The sequence below is a fragment of the Myroides odoratus genome (assembly GCF_001549985.1).
GTDB lineage: Bacteria > Bacteroidota > Bacteroidia > Flavobacteriales > Flavobacteriaceae > Flavobacterium > Flavobacterium odoratum_A.
In genome coordinates this window covers 56847-69975 of record NZ_LROZ01000009.1, presented here as the reverse complement: position 1 = coordinate 69975, position 13129 = coordinate 56847, and the positions used below count along the sequence as shown (strand labels likewise).

Below are 13129 nucleotides of genomic sequence, written 5' to 3'. Positions count from 1 at the left end.
GTATATATTTTATATTTTTGTAGTACTATTTGTTTCTTTGGGTATTTTGTATTCTTACTAAATATTATAAAAATGCAAATAATATTATCTAATTTAAAAATAAAGGACAATGACTTCATTTTTTAATGGTTTAGGATTCTTGTTTGAAAAAGTACTTTTTATCCCAATGGATATCTTTGCAAAACTAGAACTTAAGAACTGGTGGACTGCAAACATCATTACTTGGATTTTCATCCTAATTACTTGCTACTTCTTCGTATTTTGGTTAAAAAAATTACAATTATTTAAATCAAATAACGAAGATACACAAGATACGACAGCCCACTCATTTCTAAAGTAATCCACTATCTTAAAGATCGAATCCGATATCTTTTCGATAATAAATCTTATCAAAATTTAGTTTATCTATATTTTGATAAGATTTTTTTAATGCCTCATCGTAGTTATTTCCATACGAAGTAACAGCAAGTACACGTCCACCATTGGTAACAATTGCATCTTCTTTTAATGCTGTTCCTGCATGGAAAACAATAGAATCTTCTACTTGTTCAATACCTGTAATTACTTTTCCTTTTTCATAATCTTCTGGATATCCTCCTGATACAAGCATGACAGTTGTTGCGCTGCGTGCATCTAATTCAATCGTCATGGTATCCAATTCCTCTTTGGCAATTGCTTGGAACAAGGCTACTAAATCCGACTTCACTCGAGGCATAACAACCTCTGTTTCAGGATCTCCCATACGAACATTATATTCAATAACAAATGGATCTTCTCCTACTTTGATGATTCCAATAAAAATAAATCCTTTATAATCTAATTGATCATTTTTAATCCCTTCTACTGTAGGAATAACAATGCGATCTTCTATTTTTTTCAAGAATTCAGCTGTTGCAAATGGCACGGGTGAAACGGCTCCCATACCTCCGGTATTCAATCCTTTATCTCCTTCTCCGATGCGTTTATAATCTTTAGCCGTTGGAAGTAATTGATATGATTTTCCATCTGTTAATACAAAACAACTCAATTCGATTCCCGATAAAAATTCTTCAATCACTACTTTTGAACTTGCATCACCGAATTTAGCATCCACCAACATCGTTTCTAATTCCGCTTTTGCCTCATTTAGATCTTCTAAGATGACAACTCCTTTACCAGCAGCTAAACCATCTGCTTTTAAAACATAAGGTGCTTTAAGGGTTTCTAGGAATCGCTTTCCTTCTTCTACGGTATCTTTTGTAAAACTTTGATACGCAGCAGTAGGAATTTGATGTCTGATTAAAAATTCTTTTGCAAAATCTTTACTTCCCTCTAATTGTGCAGCCTCTTTTGAAGGTCCAATTACAGGAATATGTTGAATTGCTTCATCTTGTTTAAAGAAATCCACAATTCCCTTTACTAAAGGATCTTCTGGTCCAACCACTACCATATCGATGTGATGCGTTAAAACCACTTGTTTTACAGCTTCAAAATCATTGGGATTGATAGCAATATTCTGAGCAATTTGAGCTGTTCCTGCATTTCCAGGAGCTACAAATACAGCTTCACACTGTGGACTTTGTAACATCTTCCATGTAAGAGCATGTTCGCGCCCGCCTGAACCTAATAATAAAATTTTCATCACTTGTGTTGTTTGTTATTATGGTTCAAAAATAATTATAAAAAAACGAATAAAGAAAAAGTTCCTAAGAATAAGAAGAACAACTTGATAAAAAGCATTTAGTACGCTTTTTCTTCTCCAGCAAAAACATTGTAAACGGTCAAATAAATAATCTTCAAATCCAATAAAATAGACCAGTTTTCTAAGTAAAACAAGTCGTATTTAAAACGATTGATAATATCCCTATCATTTTCTATTTCACCGCGATAACCATGCGTTTGAGCCATTCCGGTAATACCTGGTTTGACCAAATGTCTCAACATAAATCGACTCACGCGTTTTGAATACATCTTTGTGTGAACCACCATATGCGGTCGAGGTCCCACAATAGACATATCCCCAAAGAATACATTGATAAACTGAGGAAACTCATCCAAACTCGATTTGCGTAAAAACGCACCAATTTTCGTAATTCGCTGATCATTTCGCGTAGCTTGTTGTTTATCGCAATCATCATTCATACGCATCGATCGGAATTTATAGCACAAAAACTCTTCGTCATTTAAGCCCGTTCGCTTTTGTTTAAAGAAAACTGGTCCTTTGGATTCTCTTTTGATTAAAATAGCAACTAAAGGGATCAGCCATGACAAGATAAATACAATCACAAGAAATGAAAAAACAAGGTCAAATAGGCGTTTCAGCAACTTGTTATAGGGCTTATCCAGTGGGATTACACGTCGAGGAACTACTGGAATTAAATCGTAGTACTCAATCTTCAAATTGTTGTTTAAAATATCTTTTTGCGTCGGTACATAACGAACCGTAATCATGCTATTATCAGCAAATTCTAGTATTTCTAAAAAATTCTTCTCTTTGGTCAAGGAGAACTGTATAAAAAGTTCATCGACTAGATTGAGCGATAAATATTGTTTTAAATCCTCTAAACTTTCGTCTTCTAAACTATAGAAATGATTATTAATACGATATCCTAAGTCCGTTCGCTTTAACAATACAGATTTTAGATTGCTAATTTCTCGTCCATTTCCTAATAAAACAATATTTCTAAAGTTTCCGCCTAGAAATTTTCTAATGTATTTAAGCAAAAAGAAAATAGTGAACTTGATGCTACAAATAATGACGAAAATAGAGATTCCATAACCAATTAAATCTCTTATTTCAGCAAATCGATCAAAAAGGCCATTATAAGAAGCCACTAATATAAACTGAAAGACAAATTGTTTAAATACTTTTTCTGCAACATGCACAGTCTTTGTATGTCGATATACTTCGTAATAGTCACTTAATCCTGCAGCAATAAGCCACCCCAAAGACAACACAAGATGAAACAAATAGTGTTGCTCCGTCAAGGTGGAAAACCACACTTGTGCCATAACATTGATTGTAATTAAATCAATGCATGTAGTCAATGGACGTATGATATACGAATACCTACCTGCTTTTTTACTCATTAATAGATGTAATTTGAAAAATCTTTGTGTTCTTCTCTTGCTAAATCAGCGGATGTAAATGCCTTAAAATAGGCTAATGTTCGCTGCATCCCCTCTGCACGACCAATCTTAGGTGTCCATCCCAAAATAGTTTGTGCTTTGGTTATATCAGGACAACGTTGTAATGGGTCATTTATTGGCAATTCTTTGTAAATTATTTTTTGTTCACTCGCAGTTAGGCGAATAATTTCTTTGGCGAAATCTAAGATGGAGATTTCATCTGGATTACCAATATTCACAGGTAGATGATAATCTGACAATAACAAGCGATAGATACCTTCCACTTGATCCTCTACATAACAGAAGGAACGCGTTTGGCTTCCATCGCCAAAAACAGTTAAATCTTCCCCTCTCAAGGCTTGTCCAATAAAGGCGGGGATTACTCTTCCGTCATTGAGTCGCATACGAGGACCATAGGTATTAAAAATACGCACAATTCGAGTCTCTAAGCCGTGAAACGTATGATAAGCCATAGTAATAGACTCTTGAAAGCGCTTCGCTTCATCGTACACGCCCCTTGGACCAATACTATTCACATTGCCATAATATTCCTCTGTCTGTGGGTGAATTAAAGGATCACCATATACCTCTGAAGTAGAAGCAATTAAAATACGCGCTTTTTTTACACGAGCTAATCCCAATAAGTTATGAGTACCTAAGGATCCCACTTTCAATGTTTGAATGGGTATCTTCAAGTAGTCAATGGGGCTGGCAGGTGAAGCAAAGTGAAGAATATAATCCAATGTACCAGGAACATGTACAAATTTCGTTACATCGTGATGATAAAACTCAAAATGTGCATTAGAAAACAAGTGTTCAATATTTTTCAAATCACCCGTAATCAAATTATCCATTCCAATGACATGGAATCCCTCCGCTACAAATCGATCACATAAATGAGATCCCAAAAAACCAGCTGCTCCTGTTATTAAAATGCGTTTCATTTTTTTCGTATTAATTCTGTTGCTATTAATCCAAGAAACTTGCCATTATCGACAAAGCTTCTTTTCCACATGCGTTTTGGTTCTTGTAAAAAGCGATAAAACCACTCCATGCCAATTTTTTGCATCCATACAGGTGCTCTTTTTACCTTACCTGAAATTACGTCAAAACTCCCACCAACTCCCATAATAAAGCCTACGGAACTCAATGCTTCTTTATACGTAGATAAAAATATTTCCTTTTTTGGTGAACTCATCGCTACAAAAAGATACGTCGATTGACTTTTCACAATAGCCTCTACAATTTCTTGCTCTTCACTTGCAGTAAAATATCCATTTCTGAATCCACCGATGATTTCTTCTCCATACTTTGCAGCATAAATTCTCGCTACCTCCGTAACCACATCTTCTTTCGCTCCTAAAAGAAATATTTTTTCGTTTCTTTCACTGGCATTTTTAACCAAATTATCGAAAAGATCAATACCGGCAACCCTTTCTTTCAATGGTTTTCCTAATATTTTAGACGCCCAAACAACGGCCATACCATCCGCATTAACTAAATCAGCTTTGAGGATACTCTCTTTGAGTTCCTCATCATGTTGCATATTAACTAACTTAGCAGCATTGACCACAATATGTAAGATAGGTTGTTTGTTATCAATGGATTTATTGATAACAGCAATAGTCTCCGACATTGTCAAATTCGCAATGTCGATATCAAAAAAGTGTTGTGTCGCTTCCACTGATTCGTTTATTTTTTTTACTATTTTTCCATTATTTATTAAAAACAAAACCCAAAGAATAAAAAATAGGGATGAAAAATTAACAAATAATTGCCCTACAAAAATACTAATTATTAAAACACTCATAGAACAAAAAAAGAGATATTGTTTTTCCTTATTCTCCTTATAGAGAATAATACTACTCTTATAGTATAAGAATAATACATAAATCAGGCCAAACCCTCCAAAAAAAACATATAAATCAACAAAACTCATCTCAAACAAGCCTAATTCAGGTAGTTTTCCTCCTACAAAATAGTTTCCAAACAGCCATCTTTGACCGTATAGTGTTGCTTTTTCTGCAAAGATTTCATTTCGAAAACTCATCAAGCTTGTTACAAGTCCGTGTTCTTGATAAATAGATTGAAACAGCTTATAAGTCGTACTATACTCAATTTTATTGTATATTCCCAAAAGAATAGCCCCCAAACACACGCCAACTACCCCCAGATAAAAGGCTATTTTTTTATACCATCGATAGGTCCAGCCGATGTAGAGGAAGAAAAGTCCATGAAACAGATAAATTCCCTTCGTTCCCACTAAAAAGGACGAGCCCAAAATGAGATAAAACAACCAAGTACTCCACCTTTGCTGTATATAGGCATAGTAATAGCTAAGACAAATACTCCCAATAAAGAAATAGGTGGCTGCTACTGATTTATGAAGTAAGCCGGTATAGCCAAATCGCAGTCCACCCCGATAGGTTTTAAAAAGCAGAATTTCAAAGATAAAGCCGATGATGATGGAACAACAAACAGCAACAATAACTCCCAAGGTCAAACGCAAGATAAAAGTAAAAGCGCTCGATGTGCCCTTCAAATACAAAGATTTGAAAAAGAAAGCCATCACAATTCCACCTCCATACAACATCCATTCCCGGAGTATTGTCAACCAAGGAATTTCAGACCAATGCGGATACAACAGCCACTGCCCAAGTATAGCCATACCTCCTAAAACAAGTAAGCCATAAAGAGGTTGATACACGTTTCGCCTAATTAAAACTCCACACATCAACATCAAAACCAACACTTTTATTCCTTTAGCCACGCTAATAAACATAGCTCCTTGTTGTGGATCAATTAGACGAGTTCCAATGAAATCTAGCAGTAATTGCAGTACTAAAAAAATACTGCATCCTATAATTAATCTGTCGTTTTGTTTCTCCAACTTAAAAAGGTAAATAGATTCCCAAAGAACGCAAAAAAGATAATATTCGTATTGAGATAGAGTACCGAATCAAAAATACAAGATATCGCAATCGCAGCAACTAAACAAAAATAGATGATATCCTTGTGTAAGAGTGCCAATCGCAATTGATAGCACAAATAAAAGACAAAGCATCCCAATCCGATGAGTCCATACTCCAATAAGAAAGATAAGTATTGATTATGCGGTCCATATTCAGATTCCAGAGCATGTTGCAAATTATCTTCTTTATACGCCTTCAAAACCTCTTCATCCTCACTCCCTGAGCCATAGCCCATCCATGGTTTTTGCATGGCATGTTCGTAAATGGCCTCCCAACGTGAAACTCTACTATCATTTGTATGTTGATCGTCATAAAGCGTCCCTTTATTCTCTTCAAGCTCCCAAATCAACTGATCTGTCATACGTTCATAGATATAGGTATCTTTCACTAAAATTACTCCTACAGACATCAGAGCGCCTAATAACACAATAAGCCCTGCCAATAATCCTTTACGCTTTGCATACAGGAGTTTTCCACGTTGAATGAAGTAGTATACCCCATATAAAGCGAGTATCAAATATACCGCTCTAGAATTGAGAAATAGAATACACAAAACTAAAACGCAACTGATGCCAAATTTCGCATATTCATTTAGCCACTCTTTCGTTTCATTAAGAATCACAAGAGCGAAAACATAGTATGTTCCCAGGAGTGTTGGATGAAACTTGAGCAATGAAGCAAATTCGTGGTAGGTATAATAATAACCAAATAAGTCTTCTTCTATTACCCATTCTCCCTTAGCTAAAAAGTAGCTATAAAAATTGTGCCCTAACAAAACAAGACTGCTGATTACGCAACCATATACAAAAAATCGCGTGCCCTTTTCTCTTACACCTTGGAGCAAATCAAAAGGAGCAAACATAAAGATAAGAGGCACTAAAATGTAGGACAAATAATTTTCAAATAACTTAATTGCACGGCTTACATACTCCGTATAGAGCAAGCCAATCAGCAGTAAAGCAATAATAAAAATAGTTGTACCAAAAATTATTTTACTAACATTCGATAGGCTTGGTGAAAATCGCTGGCCTTTTTTTAGTAAATAAACGACCATTAATACAGCAAAAAGCCCCAAAGCAACATTTCCTAATTTCGTATAAATAGGGGTGATCACTCCAAATAATGCTGCGGCATATAAAACAAATTTTTTATCCATCTGATTTCTTATAATAGGCTAGAGACAAAACAAAGCCAATGAATATACCCGCAATCCCTGAATTAAAAATATGACCTGAAAGACAAGACAATAAAACAAGCACCAGACAGCATAGGAGACTTAATTTTGCATATAAAAAAAAACGACTGTATTTCACCTGTTTTGCAAGGTTTACAAGGTACGCAGTTATTAGTCCACAAAAGAGTAATGCACCTAAATACCCATAGGTGAATAGAATATCAAGCACATCAATTTCAATTTTTTGATTTGCTAAAGCTTCAAACCTGTAATTTCCTACGCCAATCCATTGCTCTAAGCGAGAATAACTAGTTTCGAAAATAGGGAGCATTTCCGCTAAAAAAATGTTTCTACTTGAGAGAATAAAAGTAAGAAAATCCATTTTATCCCAGAAATACATATAACGAGCCATAATGGCTGAGTGTTTAACAAATAATACAATTCCGCTCAAGCAAAGTACACCAGAAAATAGGACGTATAACAATCGTTTGAAGGTCTTTTTCTGGCTAAAATCAAGGGTAACTGTACTACCAATGATTAACATATGAACCAGTATAATCCCCAACATTCCTGTTTTAGAACTGATGAGAAGTCCCAATAAAAAACTAAGAACACCATACAAGACAAAAAGGCGCCAATTTTTATTAATCACCCAATAGTAATAGCCTAAGATAGACGCCAAAATAATAAGCAAAGCAGAAATCTCATTTCCCGCAATAAAAAATCCGCGTGACCCAATATTACCATTGGTATACATTGGATAGCCTAAACCTACTAATTTTAAGCTTAGATTCAATGCTAATACAAAGTAGGAGAGCTTAATCCAAACAAAGTATTTGGGTATCTTATATTTGTCTACCATGGATAACACAACCTTAAAATAAAAAAAGGCGATAATGGTAATCAAATATTTAAAAGCAAAAATCAAGTCTTGAATAATGACCTTCCAATCTACAATCCCCTTTATCCATTGCACACAAGTAGGAAAAATCATAAAGGCAAATAAAGCAAAAACAAACAAGAGATACTTAGGTGTTTTTATCAATCGCACTAAAAAGAGACCAACCAGAACTAATTTATACACTTGACTAATTGAAAAAGGAGTAACTATACTATTTTCATATAGCCAACCATTAAGGGAATCAATGATTAGAATGGGCAACAACAATGCCCAAATGATTACATCTATATCTTGAATCTTTAGTTTCAATTTCTTTATTCTTTTACATCAGTTTACGCAGTACCGTTAATTCTTTTTCTCCTTGTTTTTCCCAATTAATAGCTTCCATACTGCTTCGACCTCCTTCTACCAATTCTGCCCATTGATTTTCATTCGCTGAGACCTTCACAATAGTAGCCGCTAATTGTTCCAAATCATCGTTGAGCAAGCCGGTTTGCTCATTTTTAATAAATTCTGGAATTGCTGAATTATAATTACTAATAGTCAACAATCTTGCTGCCATTGCTTCACACATAATGACACCTTGAGAGTCAAAACGAGAGAAAGCACAGAATATTCCATACTTTGAAAATAAAACAGGCAATTCTTCTCGTTCAATAAAAGTATCTATAATTCGAATGCGTTTCTCTAAATTATACTTTCGAATTAACGCCTCATACGATGCTTTTAAGTCTCCTTTTCCATAAATATCTAACGTGTAGAGATCAGGAAGAAAACGCATTAACGTTATAGCCATATCCACCCCATACTTTGGATCAGAAAGTGGACGTATGGTGATTAACTTATAGCGCGTTTCATAATCGAAAGGAACATCAAATAGCGCGGTATCAATCCCATTAGGGATGGCATAAAATTGATCAAACTTGCGTTTAAAAATCTTTTCTGTATGGTTTTTCATCCAATTTGAAGGAGTCAGCATCAGGTAGTGATCAAATGTACTAATCTGATTTAAAAAACGCTTCATCCTATAATGATTCCAAGTTTGTACATACCCATACTTACAAATTCCTTTTAGGGTCCAAGTAAAATCATAGAGATATTCTGGATAGACCAATACATCTGCACCGTGCAAATAAATAGCTGTCGGATACTTGCGCTTCATGATCTCTTGATAGAGATGATATCCTCCATTTTTTAAAGGATACTGATTTAACAAATGTAAATACAACACATCAAAACTTCCTAATTTGCGTTTTAAAGCTTGAGCCGTGTCTTCTATGACAGTTATCCCTTGATATTTATATTCATTCGACTCACAAGCCGGAACCAAGATAGTCACCTCTACATGTTGAGATTGAAAATACAACGCCCGAACGTGAACAAACATGTGATTATAGGGTTGATTTTCTTTCGGATATCTAGATGTGATTAGGGCTAACTTCATGAATTTTAATTTAGTGTATCAAATAGTACAGCGACAATAGGGTAAAAATTTGCTTTTCTCTATTGTACCCTGCCTTGTGTTCTTTAAAAACTTGTAAAACAGCTTTCTTGTCAAAAAGTTCAAAATAAACACTTTTATTGCTATTACTCAATAAATTTATATAATAATCACCTAATTCTTCTCTAAACCACTTCTCCGTAGGAGATAAAAAACCTTTTTTAGGTCGATTAATAATCTCTTGAGGTAACACTTGCGAAGCAAAAGCACGATGAATGCGCTTGGTTTGATTTTCTCCAATTTTATAGTCCACAGGTAAGGATTCTAAAAAAGCAACCAATTCTAAATCCAACATCGGCACCCGTGTTTCTATGGTAAAATTCATGGACACTTTATCCGTGTACATCAATAAGTCGTCGGCTAAGTTCATTCGCGTATCAACGGCCATCATTCCCTCTACTCCTTTTTTATTTTGACACGCTAACAGGTCGTAGAAATACTGAATACGGCTTCTACTCTTTGTATCTTGAACACCAAGTAAACCTTGAATCTCTTGATCTGAAAAAAGAGCATAAATATGCTCCCAACGTCTAATTGGATCTTTAATCGATAGCGAATGGGTTGCGCGAATCCAAGTTTCTTTTTTAGATAAGTTAGCCACAGGGCGCAGCAAATCAAACAACAAAGAAGGATAACGCTGTGCGAGCATTTCTCCTTTATACCGCGTATATCCTCCCAATGGCTCATCTGCTCCTTGTCCAGTTAAAACAACTTTTAAATCCTTGCTAACTGCCTGATTCAAATAGTACATCGGCAGGATAGAGGTTGTTCCTAAAGGCTCTTCTACAATGCGACACGTTTCTTCAAATATGGTTTGGAAATTTTCCGCAGAGATTACAATACTTTGATGATCCGTTTGCAAAAAATCAGCAGAACGTTGCGCTTCTTCTAATTCATTGGCAAATGCACGATCTTCAAAACCTACCGTATACGTCTTCATCTTCGTCAACGAATGCTTTTGCGCAAAATACGTTACTAAAGCAGAATCAATACCACCACTCAACAAGGATCCAATTTCAACATCTGCCATAAGTTGGCGCTTCACTGCAGCTTCAAATAATTCCCCATATTTTTCAACGGCTTGTGTAAAACTGTACTGTTTTGAAATAGCCACTGGTTTTAAATAGGAAGAAATCGAAACACAATCGGACTGCTGACGCAAATCCCAAGCTAAAATATGACCTGGTCGAAGTTTTTGTATATCTGTATAAATCGTATCTGGAGCAGCATTATATCGAAGTTTTAATAAAGAAGCTATATTCTCTTTATCCAACAACGTTTCCTCTTGCAAATAGCGAATCGGGCGAATTTCTGAGGCAAATAAAAGCGTATTATTTTCAACTTTATAGTATAAAGGTTTCACACCAAAAGGATCGCGAACCAAATACATTTTTTCTCGTTGAATATCAAGAAAACTTAAGCTAAAAACACCATTAAAATCTGCAACCCCTTCAATGCCATATTGCGCCAAATAGTACAAAATAGTTTCTGTGTCTGAACTGCCTTTAAACACAATGTTTTTTATTTTTTTTCTCAGTTCAAGGTGATTGTAAATCTCTCCGTTAAATATAATAACAAACTGCCCATCTTGTGTCAACATGGGTTGGTGCCCCGTTACAGTTAAGTCAACGATAGCTAGTCTTCTATGTCCAAAATATAATGTACTTCCTCTAATATCAAATTTCTCAATTGCACCACTATCTGGCCCACGATGAAAAATCGTATTTAAACTTTGTTCCGTAATTGGTAAGTTTATACTTCCTAAGATTCCACACATATATCAAAATATTACTGTTCTTTTTTCAATTCTCTTTCTGCTATTCCCATCATAATGATGAATACAACAACTGAAGAAATGATATTAGTACTTATGGCGCCTAATAAACCATATTGTGGTAACAAACTAAAGATGGCTATTAAATTTACAGCAGCTCCTACAATCATAATACTCAAACGTATTTTTTGCTTATTTAGTGCCACTAATAACATCTCATAACCCGAATAAATAAAGCTACTTAAAATCAAGATACACAGACCAATGAAGGCGATATTTGTTTCTTCATTCAGCTCAATTTTAGCAATTTTTTCTAAGACAAAATCGCGCAATACATACAATATCACAAGAATAACGATCAATACACTTACTGCTATTTTTTGCATCGAATGAAATAGTTTGCCTTTTTCAACGACTGTCTTTGTTTTTATTTGATTCAATAAAACCTGTGAAAAAGTAAGATTCAACAAGCCAAACGGAGCCACAATAAGCAACAATCCACGGTACATACCATAAATTTCATTTACAACCAAAAGAGGGAGTAACAACATTCCTCCTTGTACAAAGGAAACCGTTAAAATGTCTTGTAAACCATAGTATTTTTGAGCAATAAACTGTTTTTTTAAAAGGTTAAAATCGAAAGAAAAAAACAAAGTAAGATCACTGATTTTTAACACCTTAGATTTAATAACAGTCAAAAAAGCCGTAATAGCATTAATTAAAAGCAATAACACGAGGACACTTAGTACAGAAATATTGGGCACGCTATACACGCCCACAATTAGTCCCCCAATTAATAGAGATTTAAAAATATTGATTACAAGTTCAATTTTAAAATCACCCAAACTCTTGTGAAAGATAAATAGCAAGGTATTCAAACTCAAGAAAAAACCATTTAACAATGCTACAGCTAAAGCCAAGAAACTTTCTTCATTAGGGTAAATCAACCAAAATACAGAACTAAACACGGCTATTGCCGCAAAAAAACCACATTGAAGTTGAAAGGATAATGCGAGTTCTCTACTTGCCTGCTCTTGCGTATCAAATTCTTTTTTCATCAAAAAGACATAACTCCCAAAAGGCAAAATTGGCATTAAAAAATTGGCAATTGAATAATAAAAAGAAAATGCTCCAAAGAACTCAACCCCCAACATAGTGAGAATTATGATATTCAATACCCATTGCAATCCAAACTGAAGACCTTGAGACAAGTTATTCAGTATTAAATCCTTGACTACTTGTATATTCACTTTTATATAAAATCCTCTACTTTAATATTCTCTTTAATAATCCTAGCTGGGATTCCGACTGCAATACAATTATCTGGAATATCTTGTAAGACAACTGCGTTAGGACCAATAATTACATTATTTCCTATTTTTATTGGACCCAAGACTCTAGATCCTGCACCTAAATACACATTATCACCTATAATGGGTACCTCAATATGTTTACTCCTTCCACCTATCGTCATTCCTTGTCCAATCATACAATTCTTACCAATAACGGCATTTTTATGGATAACAACTCCAATGCCTCGGTAGGCAAACTTTGTTCCTTTACCAATCTGAGCAGAAGGTGGAATGGCCGAATTGGAGACAAAATACTGTAACACATAAATAAGACGTGGTAAAACAGGTATTCTACTCTTGTAAATAGCATGAGCTACTCGGTGCATAGTCATTAACATAGTTCGCTT

Annotated in this window: 11 protein-coding genes; 1 reads left to right on the top strand and 10 read right to left on the bottom strand. The window is 34.8% G+C overall.

Features of this window, described 5'->3' with window-relative positions:
- Positions 1-109 precede the first annotated feature (109 nt).
- A complete protein-coding gene (locus AWV75_RS10960) occupies positions 110-340 on the top strand; it encodes a DUF6341 family protein (protein ID WP_060874404.1) in 231 nt (76 codons plus the stop codon).
- A 9-nt stretch (positions 341-349) separates the two neighbouring features.
- On the opposite strand, the gene purD is transcribed toward AWV75_RS10960, so the two are convergent.
- The 10 genes from purD to AWV75_RS10910 all read right to left on the bottom strand — a co-directional run bounded on the left by purD (position 350) and on the right by AWV75_RS10910 (position 13120).
- Positions 350-1621: a phosphoribosylamine--glycine ligase gene (gene purD / locus AWV75_RS10955; protein ID WP_060874403.1), complete on the bottom strand. Its 1272-nt coding sequence runs from the start codon at positions 1619-1621 to the stop codon at positions 350-352.
- 98 nt (positions 1622-1719) lie between these two features.
- Positions 1720-3069 (bottom strand): exopolysaccharide biosynthesis polyprenyl glycosylphosphotransferase, encoded by a 1350-nt coding sequence (locus tag AWV75_RS10950; protein ID WP_060874402.1) that lies wholly within the window; start codon positions 3067-3069, stop codon positions 1720-1722.
- On the bottom strand, positions 3069-4052 hold the full coding sequence (locus AWV75_RS10945) for a UDP-glucuronic acid decarboxylase family protein (protein ID WP_060874401.1): 984 nt from the start codon (positions 4050-4052) through the stop codon (positions 3069-3071). Before AWV75_RS10945 ends, AWV75_RS10950 begins: the two co-directional genes overlap by 1 nt.
- A complete protein-coding gene (locus AWV75_RS19140; protein WP_231738090.1) occupies positions 4049-5998 on the bottom strand; it encodes a WecB/TagA/CpsF family glycosyltransferase in 1950 nt (649 codons plus the stop codon). Before AWV75_RS19140 ends, AWV75_RS10945 begins: the two co-directional genes overlap by 4 nt.
- Complete coding sequence (locus AWV75_RS10935; protein WP_060874400.1) at positions 5974-7236, bottom strand: O-antigen ligase family protein; 1263 nt, start codon at positions 7234-7236, stop codon at positions 5974-5976. The genes AWV75_RS19140 and AWV75_RS10935 overlap by 25 nt, the downstream gene beginning before the upstream one ends.
- Positions 7229-8464 (bottom strand): O-antigen ligase family protein, encoded by a 1236-nt coding sequence (locus AWV75_RS10930; protein ID WP_156424193.1) that lies wholly within the window; start codon positions 8462-8464, stop codon positions 7229-7231. Before AWV75_RS10930 ends, AWV75_RS10935 begins: the two co-directional genes overlap by 8 nt.
- Before the next feature lie 13 nt (positions 8465-8477).
- The gene (locus AWV75_RS10925; RefSeq protein WP_060874398.1) at positions 8478-9599 is read right to left on the bottom strand and encodes a glycosyltransferase family 4 protein; all 1122 of its coding nucleotides are present in this window, start codon (positions 9597-9599) and stop codon (positions 8478-8480) included.
- Positions 9600-9609: 10 nt separating this feature from the next.
- Positions 9610-11433 carry an asparagine synthase (glutamine-hydrolyzing) gene (gene asnB, locus AWV75_RS10920; RefSeq protein WP_060874397.1) on the bottom strand — a complete coding sequence of 608 codons (1824 nt, stop codon included), beginning with the start codon at positions 11431-11433 and terminating at the stop codon, positions 9610-9612.
- A gap of 11 nt (positions 11434-11444) precedes the next feature.
- Positions 11445-12680, bottom strand: a complete 1236-nt coding sequence (locus tag AWV75_RS10915) for a lipopolysaccharide biosynthesis protein (protein ID WP_082711068.1) — start codon at positions 12678-12680, stop codon at positions 11445-11447.
- Between the two features lie 2 nt (positions 12681-12682).
- Entirely contained in the window at positions 12683-13120 is a 438-nt protein-coding gene (locus AWV75_RS10910; protein ID WP_060874395.1) for a serine O-acetyltransferase, read from the bottom strand.
- Positions 13121-13129: the final 9 nt, after the last annotated feature.